General features: G+C 61.8%; 14 protein-coding genes. 10 read left to right on the top strand and 4 right to left on the bottom strand.

From position 1 onward, the window contains the following. The first annotated feature begins 12 nt into the window (after positions 1 to 12). The 5 genes from AC54AG_RS01020 (at position 13) to coaD (ending at position 5,540) form a co-directional block, all read left to right on the top strand. On the top strand, positions 13 to 480 hold the full coding sequence (locus tag AC54AG_RS01020) for an Hsp20 family protein (protein ID WP_070303487.1): 468 nt from the start codon (positions 13 to 15) through the stop codon (positions 478 to 480). 274 nt (positions 481 to 754) lie between these two features. Continuing rightward, a complete protein-coding gene (locus tag AC54AG_RS01015) occupies positions 755 to 2,269 on the top strand; it encodes a Do family serine endopeptidase (RefSeq protein ID WP_331778386.1) in 1,515 nt (504 codons plus the stop codon). Positions 2,270 to 2,300: 31 nt separating this feature from the next. Beyond that, positions 2,301 to 2,960 (top strand): response regulator, encoded by a 660-nt coding sequence (locus AC54AG_RS01010; RefSeq protein ID WP_034750756.1) that lies wholly within the window; start codon positions 2,301 to 2,303, stop codon positions 2,958 to 2,960. 2 nt (positions 2,961 to 2,962) lie between these two features. Next, entirely contained in the window at positions 2,963 to 4,297 is a 1,335-nt protein-coding gene (locus tag AC54AG_RS01005; protein WP_034750754.1) for an ATP-binding protein, read from the top strand. Between the two features lie 94 nt (positions 4,298 to 4,391). Next, entirely contained in the window at positions 4,392 to 5,540 is a 1,149-nt protein-coding gene (coaD, locus tag AC54AG_RS01000) for a pantetheine-phosphate adenylyltransferase (RefSeq protein ID WP_128142265.1), read from the top strand. Between the two features lie 2 nt (positions 5,541 to 5,542). Here the strand turns inward: coaD and AC54AG_RS00995 are convergent, their stop codons facing one another. Together AC54AG_RS00995 and AC54AG_RS00990 are read right to left on the bottom strand one after the other, a co-directional pair. Continuing rightward, positions 5,543 to 6,142, bottom strand: a complete 600-nt coding sequence (locus AC54AG_RS00995; RefSeq protein ID WP_496629306.1) for a 2-hydroxychromene-2-carboxylate isomerase — start codon at positions 6,140 to 6,142, stop codon at positions 5,543 to 5,545. Between the two features lie 23 nt (positions 6,143 to 6,165). Continuing rightward, positions 6,166 to 8,364: an OsmC domain/YcaO domain-containing protein gene (locus AC54AG_RS00990; RefSeq protein WP_496629305.1), complete on the bottom strand. Its 2,199-nt coding sequence runs from the start codon at positions 8,362 to 8,364 to the stop codon at positions 6,166 to 6,168. A 148-nt stretch (positions 8,365 to 8,512) separates the two neighbouring features. Between AC54AG_RS00990 and AC54AG_RS00985 the strand changes: the two genes are divergently transcribed. After that, positions 8,513 to 9,061, top strand: coding sequence for a histidine phosphatase family protein (locus AC54AG_RS00985; RefSeq protein WP_496629304.1), 549 nt, complete (start codon positions 8,513 to 8,515; stop codon positions 9,059 to 9,061). 114 nt (positions 9,062 to 9,175) lie between these two features. Then, positions 9,176 to 9,565 carry a GNAT family N-acetyltransferase gene (locus AC54AG_RS00980; RefSeq protein ID WP_217494634.1) on the top strand — a complete coding sequence of 130 codons (390 nt, stop codon included), beginning with the start codon at positions 9,176 to 9,178 and terminating at the stop codon, positions 9,563 to 9,565. 73 nt (positions 9,566 to 9,638) lie between these two features. On the opposite strand, the gene AC54AG_RS00975 is transcribed toward AC54AG_RS00980, so the two are convergent. Both AC54AG_RS00975 and AC54AG_RS00970 read right to left on the bottom strand, forming a co-directional pair. Continuing rightward, entirely contained in the window at positions 9,639 to 12,041 is a 2,403-nt protein-coding gene (locus AC54AG_RS00975; protein ID WP_081368282.1) for a TonB-dependent receptor plug domain-containing protein, read from the bottom strand. Positions 12,042 to 12,206: 165 nt separating this feature from the next. Continuing rightward, complete coding sequence (locus AC54AG_RS00970) at positions 12,207 to 12,992, bottom strand: PhzF family phenazine biosynthesis protein (protein ID WP_496629303.1); 786 nt, start codon at positions 12,990 to 12,992, stop codon at positions 12,207 to 12,209. Between the two features lie 144 nt (positions 12,993 to 13,136). Between AC54AG_RS00970 and AC54AG_RS00965 the strand changes: the two genes are divergently transcribed. The 3 genes from AC54AG_RS00965 to AC54AG_RS00955 all read left to right on the top strand — a co-directional run bounded on the left by AC54AG_RS00965 (position 13,137) and on the right by AC54AG_RS00955 (position 17,167). Next, entirely contained in the window at positions 13,137 to 13,502 is a 366-nt protein-coding gene (locus AC54AG_RS00965; RefSeq protein WP_034750731.1) for a toxin-antitoxin system TumE family protein, read from the top strand. After that, entirely contained in the window at positions 13,499 to 13,849 is a 351-nt protein-coding gene (locus AC54AG_RS00960) for an HVO_A0114 family putative DNA-binding protein (protein WP_034750728.1), read from the top strand. The genes AC54AG_RS00965 and AC54AG_RS00960 overlap by 4 nt, the downstream gene beginning before the upstream one ends. Before the next feature lie 174 nt (positions 13,850 to 14,023). After that, positions 14,024 to 17,167 carry an error-prone DNA polymerase gene (locus AC54AG_RS00955; protein WP_496629302.1) on the top strand — a complete coding sequence of 1,048 codons (3,144 nt, stop codon included), beginning with the start codon at positions 14,024 to 14,026 and terminating at the stop codon, positions 17,165 to 17,167. Positions 17,168 to 17,172 lie beyond the last annotated feature (5 nt).

Here is a 17,172-nt window from a genome sequence, read left to right as displayed (position 1 = left end):
AGGATATTTATCATGCGTACTTTTGACCTTGCTCCCCTCTACCGTTCCGCCATTGGCTTCGACCGCCTGGCACAGCTGCTCAACGAACAACGCGCCGATGCGCAACCGAGCTATCCACCGTACAACATCGAACTGGTGTCGGAAGACAAGTACCGCATCGTGATGGCATTGGCCGGCTTCTCGCGCGAAGAGATCGACATCATCACCGAACGCGACTCCCTGCACGTCACGGGCCGCAAGCAGAAAGATGGCGTCGAGCGCACGTTCTTGCACCGCGGCATCGCTGCCCGCGATTTCGAACAGCGTTTCCAGCTGGCCAACCATGTGAAGGTCACGGGCGCCACGTTTGAAAACGGCATGCTGACCATCGACCTGGTGCGTGAAGTGCCGGAAGCCCTGAAACCGCGCAAGATCGAGATCGGCGCCGGCAGCGGCACCGCCGCTAACGTCAATGCGCTGGAACAGCGTCAAGCGGCCTGATCTGATCGTGGCGCCCCTTCGGGCGCCCTGGCAGCCGGGAGGGTTCCCTTCCTCCCCATGCAGTAAAATACTGGCCGGTTGATCCGGCCAGTGTCACGTCTGGAGCCTGTTCGGGCCCTTCATTGAGCGCCATGCAAGGTGCATGCTGCAGGCCAGATTAAGCCATGCTTAAAGGCGCAAATACCTGTTTCCAAATAGAAAAATGTTAAGCACCGCCTAAGACTCGTGGCCCACTATTGCAGACATCAAAATCTCATTAAATGAGGAGCAATTCATGGAACAGCAAACGAATACCGCATCCCTGAAAATCAAACGCACCGTAGCCGCGCTGGCCGCGATCGGTGTGCTGGGCGCCGGTGGCGCCATGGTGGTGCATCAGAACAATGCAGGCGCGAATGCCGCTGCCGCTGCCCCAGGCACCCCCGTGGCTGCCGCCGTGGCACCCGCCGCTGCCGCGCCGCTGGTGGCCTTGCCCGACTTTAGCCAGATCGCCGCGCGCAACAGCCCGGCCGTCGTCAATATCAGCGTCACGGGCAGCACCAAGGTGGCCTACGACCCCTCGGCCCAAGCCGGCAATGACGACTTCGGCAACGACCCGTTCTTCGAATTCTTCCGCCGCTTCCAGGGGCCGCAGGGCGGGCAGCGCGGTGGCCGCGACGTGCCCACGCACGGCCTCGGTTCCGGTTTCATCGTCAGCCCCGACGGCGTCATCATGACGAACGCCCACGTGGTGCGCGATGCGCGCGAAGTGACCGTCAAGCTCAACGACCGCCGCGAATTCCGCGCCAAGGTGCTGGGCACGGATCCGAAAACCGATATCGCCGTGCTGAAAATCGACGCCAACAACCTGCCCGTCGTGCCGCTCGGCCATTCGAGCGACCTGAAAGTGGGCGAGTGGGTGCTGGCCATCGGTTCTCCTTATGGCTTCGACAGCACGGTGACGGCCGGCGTCGTCAGCGCCAAGGGCCGCTCCCTGCCCGACGACAGCAATGTGCCGTTCATCCAGACGGACGTTGCAGTGAACCCCGGAAACTCGGGCGGCCCGCTGTTCAACACGCGCGGCGAAGTAGTCGGCATCAATTCGCAGATCTACAGCCAGACGGGCGGCTTCCAGGGCCTGTCGTTCGCCATCCCGATTGACCTGGCCGGCCGTATCAAGGACCAGATCGTCGCCACGGGCAAGGCCAGCCACGCCAAACTGGGCGTGACGGTGCAGGAAGTCAACCAGGGCTTTGCCGATTCGTTCAAGCTGGCCACGCCGGAAGGCGCCTTGGTCGCCAATGTGGAGCGGGGCAGCCCGGCCGACAAGGCGGGCCTGAAATCGGGCGACGTGGTGCGCAAGGTGAATGGCCAGCGCATCATCGGTTCGGCCGACTTGCCGGCGCTGGTGGGCACGTCCTTGCCAGGCGACAAGATCACCATGGATGTCTGGCGTGACGGCAAGATCGTGAGCCTGACGGCAACCCTGGGCAATGCGGCCGACAAGGTGGCCGACGTGGCGAAGAGCGACAGCGCCGCCGGCAAGGTAAAGCTGGGCCTGGCCCTGCGTCCGTTACAATCGGATGAAAAGCGCGAGGCGGGCATCAGCGCCGGCCTCTTGGTGGAAGACGCGGGCGGTGCTGCGGCCAACGCCGGAGTGCAGCCGGGCGACGTGCTATTGTCGGTCAATGGCCGTCCCGTCAACACGGTCGAGCAGGTGCGCGACGTGGTGGAAAAATCCGCCAAGTCGGTCGCCTTGCTGATACAGCGGGGACCCGACAAGATTTTTATTCCCGTGCGTTTGGGCTGAAAACAAGAGTAACGAGATAGAGAGGCAAGCCATGCGCTTATTGCTGGTAGAAGACGATACGATGATCGGCGAGGTGGTGCTCGATTTGCTGCGCGCCGAGCATTACGCGGTGGACTGGGTCAAGGATGGCGACATGGCCGATACGGCCCTGCAGACGCAGACCTATGACCTGGTGCTGCTGGACCTGGGCTTGCCGCGCAAGGATGGCCTCGACGTGCTGCGCTCGATGCGCTTGCGCAAGCTCGACACGCCGGTCCTCGTGGCCACGGCGCGCGACGCCATCGAGCAGCGCATCGCCGGCCTCGACGCGGGCGCCGACGATTACGTCTTGAAGCCGTATGACCTTGATGAACTGCTGGCGCGCATCCGTGCCTTGCTGCGGCGCGCCTCGGGACGGCCGGAACCGGTCTTCGAACACCAGGGCGTTTCCATCAATCCGCTGACGCGCGAAGTGATCGCCGAAGGGCATCCCGTCAACCTGTCAGCACGCGAATGGGCCGTGCTGGAAGCCTTGATCGCGCGCCCCGGCATCGTGCTGTCGCGCGCGCAACTGGAAGAAAAACTGTACAGCTGGAAGGATGAAGTCAACAGCAATGCCGTGGAAGTGTATATCCATGGCTTGCGCAAAAAGCTGGGCAGCGACTTGATCCAGAACGTGCGCGGCCTCGGCTACATGGTGCCCAAGGCATGAGGATGAAGGTCACGGTGACGCACTCGCTGCGCGGCCGCCTGCTGTGGTTTTTGCTGGCGGCCATCATCATGGCGGCCTTGGCGCAAGCGTCGATCGCCTACCGCAGCGCCCTGTACGACGCCGACCAGATTTTCGACTATCACATGCAGCAGATGGCCCTGTCGCTGCGCTCCGGCGCGCCGCTGGCCAACCATGCGCAAGCCTTGCCGGCCGACCCTGTCAACAACGACATGGTGGTGCAGGTATGGACGCCGGACGGCGTGCAGGTGTTCCGTTCGATCACGCGCGCGGAATTGCCGCAGCGCGCCGTGCTGGGCTTTTCGAATGTAAAGGCCAACGGCACGACTTACCGCATCTTCTCCGTGCAGACCAGTTCCCAGACCGTGCAGATCGCCCAGGACATGGCCGTGCGCAAGCGCATGGCCGGCAGCCTGGCGCTGCGCACGGTGGGGCCCATCGCGCTGATGGCGCCGATTTTGATGCTGGTCGTCTGGTGGGTCGTCAGCGGTTCGCTGGCGCCCGTTTCGCGCGTGCGAAAACAGGTGGCGGCGCGCCAGGCGGACGATCTGTCGCCCGTTTCGGAAGCGGGCTTGCCCGACGAAGTGCGCCCGCTGGTGCATGAGCTGAACTTGCTGTTCGGCCGCGTCAAAACGGCATTCGACGCGCAGCAGCATTTCGTCGCCGACGCCGCGCATGAATTGCGCACGCCGCTGGCGGCCCTGAAACTGCAGGTGTTGAGTCTGGAGCGGGCCGAATCGCAGGAAAAGCGCAGCCTGGCGATCTCCCGCGTGAGCGCCGGCATCGAGCGGGCCACGCGCCTGGTCGAGCAGTTGCTGGTGCTGGCGCGCCAGGAAGCGAGCGCCGCCAGCGGCGACCAGCTGCAGGCGGTGGATTTGAACGACGTCGTCAAGCGCGCGCTGGGCGACATGGCCGGTATCGCGCAGGCGCGCAAGATCGACCTGGGCCTGCATCACATGGATGCGGCCAAGGTGGCGGGGCAGGCCGATGCGCTCAACATCATGCTGCGCAACCTGGTCGACAACGCCATCAAGTACACGCCGCAGGGCGGCACGGTCGACATCGACCTGCGCGCCAGCCCCGTCGGCGTGACCTTGTCCGTGGAAGACAGCGGCCCCGGCATCCCGCCCGAGGAGCGCGAGCGTGTCTTCAGCCGCTTCTACCGCGTGCCCGGCACGGACGCCAACGGCAGCGGCCTGGGGCTGGCCATCATCAAGGCCATCGCCGAGCGCCATGGCGCGCGCCTGGTGCTCGATAAATCCGAGCGCCTGGGCGGCCTGTGCGTGCGCGTGGAATTCCCGCAAGCCGTGAAAAAATAGCGTTTTGATCATGATCTTTGGCATGTTGCATTGACGCGCGCGCCGCTGGCATATATTGTCTGCGCAATAAGCAATCAAGCAAACGGAGCGCAGCATGCAGAAGATCGGCTTTTCAGGAACCCTCGACCCCATCACCAATGGCCATATGTGGGTGATCGGCGAAGCGCGTTCGCTCGCCGACGAGGTGATCGTGTTCCTGTCGCAAAACCCCGCCAAGCGCCCCCAATTTCCCGCCGAAGACCGCAAGCGCATCATCGAACAGAGCGCGCGCGAGTGCGGCTGGGACAATGTGCAGGTGGTCATCGTCAAGGGCGACTACACGGCCCGCGCGGCGAAAAAGCACGGCTGTGACTACCTGATCCGCGGCATCCGCACGACGGCTGATTTCGACTATGAAAACCTGATCCAGCAAACGAACGTGGACGTGCTGCAGGGCGCCAAGACGATCTTCGTCATGCCGCCGCGCGACCTCGGCTCCGTCAGTTCCAGCTTCGTCAAGGCGCTGGAAGGGCCAGTCGGCTGGAACTGGACCATGAAGAAATTCGTCCCCGGTCCCGCCTACCAGGCATGGATACTCGACTGCCTGCGCAAGGAGTGGGAAGCGCTGTGGAACTATGCGACCGCCTCGCAAGATGACATCGCGCTGGCGGACCACTGGTTCGCCCACCTGACGGGACCGCAGGCGTATGGTGGCGCGGACCGCCACTATCACAACCTCGACCATTTGGTGCATGGCCTGTCCGAGATCCGCGTGTGGGCCGACAATACCTTTGCGCCCAAGCGCGACAGCGCGCTGGTCAAGAAGGCGTTCTGGTTCCACGACGCCGTCTACAGCCACGACGACGATGCCCTGTATTCGAGCGAAGAGGCGAGCGCCCAGCTGTGGCTGGCCAGCGGCCTTGATGCGGGCGACAACCAGGATGTGGCGCAATTGATACGCGCCACCGATCACTTCCAGGGACCCGGCATCAGCCATGCGCTGAAGGACGCCATGCTCAGTGCCGACCTGGCCATCCTGGGGCAGGATGAAGAAGTGTATCAAGCGTATACGCAAGCGATCGGAAGAGAATACGCGCACGTGGACCCCGTACGCTTCAACGAACAGCGGGGCCTGGCCCTGCAGCACCTGAGCGCCAAGGCGCAGGCGGGCCAGCTGTTTGGCGATGCGTATTTCGCCGACCAGTACAACGAGCGGGCGATAGACAATATGCGCAAAGAGATCGCGGCGCTGGCGGGGAATTGAGTTTAACGGCGGCTGGCTGCTGCATGCAGCAGTGCATCCTTGAGCCGGTCATTGCCCCAGAATAATTCCCCAGCGCTGACGAAGCTGGGGGCACCGAACAGGTTCAGCGCTTGTGCCTGCTCGGTCTGGCGGCGCAGCCGCAGCTTGTTATCTTGTGTCAAAGCCAGCGCCAGCACGGCGCGTGCATCGAGACCCAGTTCCTCCAAGGCTTCGCTGACGGCCTCGATGTTGTCGATATCGCGGTCCGCGGCAAAATTCATCGTCATCATGCGGCGCGCGAATGGCGCAATCCAGCCCTGGTCCGCGCCGATCAAGGCCACACGCATGGGCAACAGGGCCGTGCGGGGAAAGGAACTCGGCTGCTGCCATGGCAACGTGTACTTTTCGCACTGGCGCGCCATGTCGCGCCACGTGTAGTCGCCCTTGAGTTTTTGCAAGATGAAGGGCGATGTCTGCCAGCCCAGCGCCTTGAAGACGACGCCCAGCAGGAAGGGTTTCCAGATCACATGTACCTTCTTTTCATGCGCCAGCGCTTCGATGCGCATGGCGCTCAGGTAGCTGTAGTTGCTGCCGAAATCGAACCAGAATTCCAGTGTGGCCATGGCATCGCTTCCAAGTGGTGGTGCTAGCGGGCCGCCGCCTTGGCGCGCGCCGCGTGCAGTTTCTTGAAGCTGTCGATCAGGCGCTGGTGCCTGTCGAGGCCTTCCAGCTGCATGCTGGTCGGGGTCAGGCCGAAGAAGCGCACGCTGCCTTCCACCGAGCCCAGCACTGCATCCATCCGTTCGTTGCCAAACATGCGGCGGAAATTGACGACGTAGTCGTCCAGTTCCAGTTCGTCATCGAGCTCCACTTCCAGCACCACGTTCAAGGCTTGATAGAACAGTTTGCGCTCGAGCGTGTTGTCGTTGTACTGCAGGAAGGTTTCCACCAGCTCTTTCGCTTCCTCGAATTGCTGCAAGGCGAGATGAATCAGCAGCTTCAATTCCAGGGTCGTCAGCTGGCCCCACACCGTGTTTTCGTCAAATTCGATGCCGATCAGGGTGGCGATGTCGCCGTACTCGTCGAGCTCGCTGTTTTCCAGGCGGTCGAGCAAGTCTTCCAGGCTGGCATCGTCCAGGCTATGCAGGTTCAGGATATCGGCGCGGAACAGCAGCGCCTTGTTGGTGTTGTCCCAGATCAGATCTTCGACCGGATACACCTCGGAATAACCGGGCACGAGGATGCGGCAGGCCGTGGCGCCCAGCTGGTCGTATTCGGCCGTGTACACTTCCTTGCCCATGCCGGCGAGGATGCCGAACAGCGTCGCCGCTTCCTCGGCATTCGAATTTTCGCCGTGACCGGAAAAATCCCACTCGACGAAATCGTAATCGGCCTTGGCGCTGAAGAAGCGCCATGAGACGATGCCGCTCGAATCGATGAAGTGTTCGACGAAGTTATTCGGCTCGGTGACGGCTTCGCTGGCAAACGTGGGCTGCGGCAAGTCGTTGAGGCCTTCAAAGCTGCGGCCCTGCAGCAATTCCGTCAGACTGCGCTCGAGCGCCACTTCCAGGCTCGGGTGCGCGCCGAACGAGGCGAACACGCCGCCCGTGCGCGGGTTCATCAGGGTGACGCACATCACCGGGTACACGCCGCCCAGCGACGCATCCTTGACCAGCACGGGGAAGCCTTGCTCTTCCAGGCCGGCGATGCCGGCCACGATGCCCGGGTATTTCGCCAGCACTTCATGCGGCACGTCGGGCAGGGCGATTTCGCCTTCGAGGATTTCGCGCTTGACGGCACGTTCGAAAATTTCCGACAGACATTGCACCTGCGCTTCAACCAGGGTATTGCCGGCGCTCATGCCATTGCTGACGTACAGGTTTTCGATCAGGTTCGACGGGAAATACACGACTTCGCCATCGGAGTGACGCACATACGGCAGCGAGCAGATGCCGCGCTCGGCATTGCCGGAGTTGGTGTCGATCAGGTGCGAGCCGCGCAGCTCGCCATCGGGGTTGTAGATATCCAGGCAATACTCATCGAGAATCTCTTTCGGCAACGCATCCTTGCGGCCCGGCTTGAACCAGCGCTCGTTCGGGTAGTGGACGAATGGCGCGTTGGCGATGTCCTCGCCCCAGAACGAACCGGCGTAGAAATGGTTGTTGCTGAGTCGCTCGATATATTCGCCCAGGGCCGACGCCAGCGCGCTTTCCTTGGTCGCGCCCTTGCCGTTGGTGAAACACATGGGTGAATGCGCATCGCGGATATGCAGCGACCAGACATTCGGGATGATGTTGCGCCACGAGGCGATTTCAATCTTGATGCCCAAGCCGGCCAGCAGGCCCGACATATTGGCGATGGTCTGTTCCAGCGGCAAATCCTTGCCGACGATATAGGTATTCGCGCCAGGGGCTGGATTTAAAGCCAGCAAAGCCTGCGCATCGGCGTCCAGGTTTTCCACTTCTTCGATCACGAACTCGGGACCCGTTTGTACCACTTTCTTGACCGTGCAACGGTCGATCGAGCGCAGGATGCCCTGGCGGTCCTTGGCCGAGATATCGGCCGGCAGCTCGACCTGAATCTTGAAAATCTGCTGATAACGGTTTTCTGGATCAACAATATTGTTTTGCGACAGGCGGATGTTTTCGGTGGAAATATTGCGCGTATCGCAATACAACTTCACGAAGTAGGCCGCGCACAGTGCCGATGATGCCAAAAAGTAATCGAACGGGCCAGGCGCCGAGCCATCGCCCTTGTAGCGGATGGGCTGGTCGGCGATGACCGTAAAATCGTCGAACTTGGCTTCGAGACGCAGCTTGTCGAGAAAGTTGACTTTAATTTCCATGAGGTAATCCAATACAGTGCTTATGAGTTAGGCGCTATTATCCGTGCTTTCTGCCGCAGGGCAAATATTGTTCACTGCGGCCGTTCTGGCCGGGCACCGTCGGGGCAATGAGGCAGGCTGATAAATATGCGAGGCGACCGAACTGAACATGCGAATAACACTGATGCGTCACGGCGAGCCGCAACTCGTCAAGGGCGGCTGGATAGCGCCCATGCAAATGGGACAGTGGATTGATCTCTACAATCAATCGCTGATCAAGGAGGGCAGTATCCCTGCGGAGTGCCCCGTGGCCGCGCTTTCCGCGTCGACCATCGTGGCCAGCACGGCACCCAGGGCATGCTCGACGGCCAGGGCGCTGGGTGACTTGCCATTCACGCAAGAGGCGATTTTCACTGAAGCGGAGCTTCCCTTTGCGCTCTGGAAAGCGCCTTGGCTGCCGCCTCAAGCCTGGGCAGTGATTTTCCGCCTGCTGTGGCTTTGCGGTTATGCGCGCGGCTCGGACTCGCTGACGCTCACCCGGCAGCGTGCCAGGGCCGCCGCCGAGCGGCTTGTTGCGCTTGCCGCCAAGGGGCCTGTGCTGCTAGTCGGACATGGCATCATGAATCGTTTGATCGGCAAGGAACTGCAGGCATTGGGTTGGCTTGCCCGCAACAGGCAAGGCAGCCGCTACTGGAGCATGGGCGTCTACGAGTTGTGAAACTGGCGGGGCGTGGATCGATACAATAGATGGTGATGTGATCGAAACGCTTGGACCTTCCCATTGCGAAGGTCAGCGTCATTCATAAAGAAGGCCGTGCCGATGCAAATTTCCATGAATGATGTGATCACCGAGCAAGAAGTGATAGCCCTCTACAAGGCCAATCACTGGTCGTCCGCGGAAAAGCCCAAAGAGCTGATGGCTGCGCTGCGCAATTCCCACAGCCTGGTGACGGCCCGTGCCGATGGCAAACTGATTGGCATCGGCAATGCCATTTCCGATGGCCATCTGGTTGTTTACTTTCCGCATATGCTCGTCGATCCGATGGCGCAGGGCCAGGGCGTCGGCAGAAAGATGATGGCGGCCATGCTGGAAAAATATGCGGGATTTCACCAGCAAATGCTGACGGCGGACGGCAAGGCCATCGCGTTCTACGAATCCGTGGGATTTGTTCGTGCCGGGAAAACAGAGCCCATGTGGATCTATGCGGGCGATGAGCATTGAATGGTGATGCCGACATAAAAACAGCGGCTGCCCATGCTGGCGCAGCCGCTGTTTTTTTAGGTGGATACGGTGGTCAGAACTTTACCCACAGCCGTCCGAAATACGAAGCGCCGTTCAGGCCGAACTGCACGCTGTCGTATTTGAAGCCGTTATCCGTCTCATCCGCGTTTTGCGTGGTGGGCTTGACGTTGAAGATGTTGTTGCCGCCGAAAGTCAGCTTGGTGTTCTTGCTGATGCTGTAGGTAAAGCTCAGGTCGGCCGAGGTCTTGGCCTTGTAGCGGGCGTTCGGTACGCCTTCGGCCGTGCCGCTGAAGGTGCCCAGGGTTTGCGGGCCAAAATAGATGATGCGCAGATCCGATTCCAGCTTGCCCGTGATGTAGTCGAAGCCCAGCGTGGCTTTCGCGCGCGGGCCGCCCTGTTCGATGAACAGGCGTTCGCGCTCGGACAGCAAGACATCTTCGAAGCCCGTCAGCGAGGCGGGCGTCTTGACTTTCGTCACTTCCGTCTTGCTCAAGTTCAAGGCCACGAAGGTATTCAGGCGGTTGCCGGCCAGCTCGCCCTTGTGCGAAGCCGTCAGGTCCAGGCCGCGCGTGCGCGTGTCGATGGAGTTGACGAAGAATTGCGCCTCGCCCACGCCCAACAGGGCCAGGCGCGCGGCCAGGTCAGGGTAATTGTCGGCATTGAAGCGGCCCGACAGCACGATGCGGTCCTTGATCTTGATGTTGTACAGGTCGGCCGTGACGGAGATGGCTTGCGTCGGCGTCCAGGTGGTGCCCAAGGTAAAGCTGGTGGATTTTTCCTCTTTCAACTTGGGAATGCCGGCCGCGTTGGCGACGGTGCCGCCGTTCGGCGCCAGCACCACGTCGGTGGGCACGCCGCCGATGAAGTCGGTGAAGGTGGACGAGAAATACACTTGCTGCAACGATGGCGCGCGGAAACCCGTGCTGGCCGAACCGCGCAGCAGCACGTTTGGCGCCAGCTTGTAGCTGCCGGCCAGCTTGCCCGTCACGGTGGAGCCGAAGTCGCTGAATTTTTCATAGCGCAAGGCTGCCTGGGTTTTCAGGCGTTCCGTCCATTCCAGTTCCACGTCGCCATACGCGGCGATGCTGTGGCGCTTGGCCTTGGTGGCGTCGCCGGGCTGGAAGCCGGGGAAGCCCTGGCTGCCCGCATTGCCGCCCACGCCCACGCCGTCGGCGTCGTTGTAGGAGCCCGGTTCGCCGGCCATGATCTTGTATTCCTCGCTGCGGTATTCGGCGCCGAAGGCCACGTTCATGCCGCGCATCACCGTGTCATAGTAGCGGCTGAAGTCGGCGTTGCTGGTCAGCTGCTGGAACGAGAAGCCGCCCGCGTCGTAGCTGCTGGCGCTCACGCCCTTGCCGCCGTTCATCAGGTCGAGGTTGGCGATCGAGGCGTTCAGCGTGTTGCTGATGTCGTAGCGCATCTTGTTGTAGCCATAGGTTTGCGAAAAGTCCGCATGCCATTCGCCGATCTGGCTGCGGTGGCCGATGGTGGCGTACTGATCGTCGATCTTGCCGTTAATGAAAGGCACGAAACCGTCCGGGTACATGGCGGCCGAATTGCGCGACGGGATGTCATCGCTGCCGATGCCGCCCCGGCCAAATGCGGCGCTCGAGGCGTCGCGTGTCTGCGCGCCGGCAGTGAAGTACAGCTTGCCCGTGCCGCTGGTGGCGTAGTCGCCATTCACGTACAGGGTTTTATTTTTGGATTTGGTGTCGCCGATGATGCGCATGCTGTCGGAATCGGCCCGGTTCGAGCGGCCCCGGTCCAGGTATTCGCCGGTGATGGCCAGGGTGCCCTTGTCGCCCAGCGCGATGCCGCAGTAGGCCGAGGTCATGTAATTCTTGCCGTCGCCTTCCGAATACTGGCTGTAGCCGGCCACCGCTTCGCAGCCCAGGCTTTTCTTCAGTTCGATGTCGATCACGCCGGCAATGGCGTCCGAGCCGTACTGGGCGGCGGCGCCGTCGCGCAGCACTTGCACGTTCTTGATCGCCAACAAGGGAATCGCATTCATGTCCGTGCCCGTGTTGCCGCGGTTGCGCGCGCCAAACAGGTTGACGAGGGCCGTCGTGTGGCGCCGCTTGCCGTTGACCAGCACCAAGGTCTGGTCGGAACCGAGGCCGCGCAGGGCTGCTGAATCGATCAGGTCGGCCCCGTCGGCGCCCGTCTGGCGCGTGGAATTGAACGAGGGCGAGATGTATTGCAGCGATTGCGCCAGGTCGAATTGGCCGCCTTGCTCGGCCACCTTGGAAATCGGAATGATATCGACCGGCACCATCGTATCGGTGGAGGAACTGGCGACCCTGCGCGAGCCGACCACGCTGACCGTTTGTACGGGGCCTTCTGTGGCCGCAGGGTCGTTGCTCTGCGCCATGGCGGCGGGACTGAAGGCGGCCAGGGCGGCGCTGCCGTACAGGCTGATGAGGACTGCTTTACGCAAGGTGGTGAGGGTCGGCACGCAGTATCTCCAAGTGGTATTGTGACTTGATTCTAGTGCCATCATTTCATCATTCACCAGCGATACTTTGTTTTCTTATTACAAATTTGTAGTAACTGTTGTTTCCTAGTTGATTATCTTTTCGCCGCTGCCCGGCTTGCCTTGTACTGGTGCGGCATGCCCCGTTCAGGTGCTGCGTTGCACCATGCCGCCCACCCAGATTGCCTGCGCGCTGTATTGCACCTCGATCAAACAAGGTTGCTGCGTCACGTGACCCTGACGCAGGCGCAGCGACTGCTGCAAATGGGCTGACAGCGCGCCCGCCGCCACGCCCGTGGCGCTGTCTTCCAGCGCCGGGTCGAGGTGGTTGAAGTTGCGTCCTTCGTACTCGTGTTCGCCCGTGCGGCAATACGCATAGCAGCCGTTGACCTGATGCAAGGCACTCCAGTCGGCGATCAGTTCCAGGTTCGGCCGCAGCGCGCGCAGGGTGGTGCGGTCGGCCACTTCCAGCAGCAGCTTCGGGCTGCCGACGGAGGCGACCACGGGTGGCGACAGCAAGTGCATGTGCTGGCCCATCAGTTCCGACGGCACATATTTTTCCACTATGACGGCCGGCGCCGGCTGCTGCGCCAAACCAATAAATAAATTTTCTGCGCGGCGCACCAGCTGCAAGGCTTGCCCGCGCATGGCCGTGGCGACCGTCAAGGTTGCCGGGGCGCCAGGCGCCGTCAGCAGCACATGCGCGGCCGCCAGGGTGGCATGCAGGCACAGGGGACTGCGCGTGTGCGGATAAAAATAGTCGAGCACGACGCCTCCGTCCGCTTGCCGGTCGAGGAAGACGCAGGCGCTGACCTGGCGCTCGCTGGCGAATTGCTGGCGCGCCGTTTCGCTGCTGTCGTCGTTTTCCACGACCAGCGCCGCATTGCCGCCACCGGGTGCGGCGCCGAAACATTTTAAGAAGTGGACGATCATGGTGGGCGAGGCATAAGGTAAAACACGAGCATAAACGAAAATATGCGCAACGCCTCTTGCAATCCTGCCAGCCTGTAGCGATAAGGCTCTGCTTATTGACGCCTTCATGGAAGCTGCATATCAACTGATGATATACTTTGCCGCATGTGGATCGATCCTGCCATTGATACATTGCTGGACCTTGATGGTTCCATACTCGACCAGGATGGCGGCTATTGGATCAAGATAGAAGCCAGGCGGACAAAGGTATCGGATGAGATCCCCCACGGCATACGCTACTCGCTGACGTTGCACGAACCGTATGGCAAACGCATCCTCGGTTACGACAATGCCCATATGGTGAAGCCGCCAAAGAAATTCAAATATGCGGGACGTATCGTAACTTTTGACCATAAACATCGGCATCCGTCAGATCAGGGAGTGCCATACGAATTCAAGGACGCACAGCATCTGATCAATGACTTCTTTGCTGACGTGGACCGCATTTTGCTGGAGGTAAAAAAGCAATGAAACCGATTTTTATTGGCATCATGCCGCAAGAGAAAATCCGCGAACGCGTGCTCGCCATCGCTCGCGGTACCTATAAACCGAAGCCGAACGAACCCAAAGTCTGGTTCACTTCCATCAAATCGCTGGCGGAAGTCCTGAGCGACGAAAACCGGGCATTACTGCACGTGATTCTGGAAACGCAACCGGAATCCATCTCGGCCTTGGCTGAGACAACGGGCCGTAAACCGAGCAATCTGTCGCGGACACTGAAAACCATGTCCAACTACGGCATCGTGGAATTGAAACGGGAGCGCAATCAAGTTCGTCCCATCGCCACCGCAACGGAGTTTCGTATTGTCGCGCATTGACTTTTCAGGCTCTCAGCTTTTGACTTTCTAAATCAACAGCTGTTGCGCTTCCCTGCCACCTATCCCTTCCGTTCGCTATGGCTTCTTCATGCAGTGCTGGCCCCTGCTTAAACCGGCCCCTTGCTTCCAGATGAGTATAGTATACTGTGTTTATATACAGTATTGAGGTGGATCATGTGGGGCGCCGTCTTACCCGAGTATGCTGAGCTGTACTGCTTGAGCAATTTCAGCTTCCTGCATGGAGCCTCGCATGCGGAAGAGCTGGTGGCGCGCGCCGTCCAGCTCGGGTACAAGGGGTTGGCCATTACCGACGAGTGCTCGCTGGCGGGCGTCGTGCGTGCCCATGCGACAGCCAAGCGGGCCGGTTTTCCGCTGATTATCGGCGCGCATTTTCATTTGACGCAGGCCGACGGCAGTCCGGCCCTGTCCTTGCTGGCGCTGGTGCGGGACATCGACGGTTATGGCAATTTGTCGGAACTGATTACCATGGCGCGCACGCGGGCGGCCAAGGGGCGCTATTTGCTGACGCCCGACGATTTTGCGGCGCCTTCGGCGGAGTTTGCCCATTTGCAGGGGCTGCCCGGCTGTCTGATGATCTTGCTGCCCAGCTATCCGGCCCAGCCGGAAACCGTGCGCGCACAGGGGGCGTGGATGGCGGCCACCTTTGGCGGCGAGCGCAGCTGGATCGGCCTGAACCTGCTGCAGCGGGCGCAGGATGACGCGCACCGCAGCGCCGTGCAAGAGGCGGCGCAGGCGCAGGGTTTGCCCGTGGTGGCCGTCGGCCACGTGTGCATGCACGTGCGTTCGCGCAAGCCCCTGCTCGACACTTTGTGCGCGATTCGCGTGGGCAAGCCCGTGGGCGAATGCGGCTATGCGTTGGCGCAAAACGCGGAGCAGCATTTGCGCGCGCGCTTGCGGCTGGCCAATGTGTATCCGCCGCAAGCGCTGGCGGAAACCTTGCGCATCGCGGACCTGTGCAAGTTCTCGCTCGACAGCCTGTGCTATGACTATCCCGACGAACTGGTGCCGCAAGGCCACACGCCGGCGACCTATCTGCGCGAGGAAACATATGCGGGCGCGCGTCTCCGCTTTCCGCTGGGCATTCCGGCCAACGTGCAGGAGCAGATCGAGCAGGAGCTGGAACTGATCGCCGAGCTGTCGTATGAAGCGTACTTTTTGACCGTGTACGACATCGTGCGCTTTGCCCGCTCGCAAAACATCCTGTGCCAGGGCAGGGGCTCGGCCGCCAATTCGGCCGTCTGCTATTGCCTGCACATCACGGAAGTGGACCCGGCACGCGGCAATTCGCTGGTCGGGCGCTTCATGTCGCGCGAGCGCAACGAGCCGCCCGACATCGACGTCGACTTCGAGCACCAGCGGCGCGAAGAGGTGATTCAATATATCTACGGAAAATATGGGCGCGAGCGGGCCGCGCTGGCCGCCGTGGTGATCAGCTACCGGCCGAAGAGCGCCTTGCGCGACAGCGGCCGGGCGCTGGGGATCGACCTGGCCATCGTGGAAAAAGTGGCCAAGGCGCACCGCTGGTTCGACGGCAAGCGCGATCTGCTGGAGCGCCTGGCCGAATGCGGGCTCGACCCGGAAGCGGCATTGTCGCAGCAGTGGGCCGGCCTGGCGCAGCAGTTGCTGGGCTTTCCCCGCCATCTGTCGCAGCATCCGGGCGGCTTTGTGATTGCGCATGGAAAATTGTCGCGCCTGGTGCCGATTGAAAACGCCACCATGGCCGAGCGCAGCGTCATCGAGTGGGACAAGAACGACCTCGAGGAGCTGGGCTTGATGAAGGTCGATGTGCTGGCGCTGGGCATGCTGTCGGCCCTGCGCCGCGCCCTGGAACTGGTCGGTGCGCGGCGCGGCGAGGAGTTCCGCCTGCAGGATATTCCCCGCGAAGACCCCGCCACCTACGACATGATGTGCGAGGCCGACACCATCGGCGTGTTCCAGATCGAGTCACGCGCGCAGATGAGCATGCTGCCCCGGCTGCGGCCCCGTGAATTCTACGACCTCGTCATCGAGGTGGCGCTCGTGCGCCCCGGCCCCATCCAGGGCGGCATGGTGCATCCGTATCTGCAGCGCCGCCAGCAGAAGGAACTGGTCGAGTATCCGAAGGGCCTGGAAAAGGCGCTGGGGCGTACTCTCGGCATTCCCATTTTCCAGGAACAGGTGATGCAGGTGGCTATCATCGCGGCCGATTTCACGCCCGGCGAAGCGGACCAGTTGCGGCGCGCTATGGCGGCCTGGAAACGCAAGGGCGGCATGAACAATTACCATGACCGCATCGTCAATGCCATGGTGGACAATGGCTATGAGAAAAAGTTTGCCGAGGCCATCTTCAGCCAGATCGAGGGCTTTGGCGAATACGGTTTTCCCGAGTCGCACGCGGCCAGTTTCGCCCTGCTGACGTACGCCAGTTCCTGGCTGAAATGCCACGAACCGGCCGCCTTCCTGTGCGCCTTGCTCAACAGCCAGCCCATGGGCTTTTACAGTCCCTCGCAACTGGTGCAGGATGGTCGCCGGCATGGCGTGCAGGTGCTGCCCGTCGACGTGGCCATCAGCGCCTGGGAAGCGACGTTGGAAGAGGCCGAGGAAGGGGGCGCGCCCGCCGTGCGCCTGGGCTTGAACAGCCTGTTCGGCATGCGTGCCGAGGCCGCCCGGCGTATCGAGGATGCGCGCGCCATTGCCGCTTTTATCGACGTGGCCGACCTGTCCCTGCGTGGCGGCCTGGACCGTCATGACTTGCAGGTGCTGGCCGCCGGCAACGCGCTGCACGCGCTGGCCGGGCACCGGCGCGAAGCGCTGTGGCAGGCGGCCGGCGCCGTGCCCGACAGGGATTTGCTGCGCGCCACGACGCAAGAGGAAGACTTGCCCATGCTGGCCGCGCCGACGGAAGGCGAGAGCATCGTCAGCGACTACCGCGCGCAAGGCCTGACCCTGGGCCGCCACCCGCTGGCGCTGCTGCGCAGGCAATTGCTGGAACAGCGTTTCATGCCGGCGTCCACGCTGATGACGTACACGAGCGGGCAAGTGGCGCGCGCCTGCGGCATCGTCACCGTGCGCCAGCGGCCGGGCACGGCCAAGGGCGTGATCTTCATGACACTGGAAGACGAGACGGGCACGGTCAACGTCATCGTCTGGCCAGACCTGGTGGAAAGCCAGCGGCGCGAAGTGCTGAGCGCGCCGTTGCTGGGCGTGTACGGCATATGGCAGCGCGAGGGCATCGTGCGCAACCTGGTGGCCAAGCGCCTGGTCGACATGTCGCATTTGCTGGGACGCTTGCGGACCAGCAGCCGGGATTTCTGTTGAGAGTT

The organism is Janthinobacterium sp. BCJ23 (genome assembly GCF_059617945.1).
The sequence above is the reverse complement of the archived record's forward strand: the minus strand, read 5'-3'. Positions and strand labels throughout refer to the sequence as shown.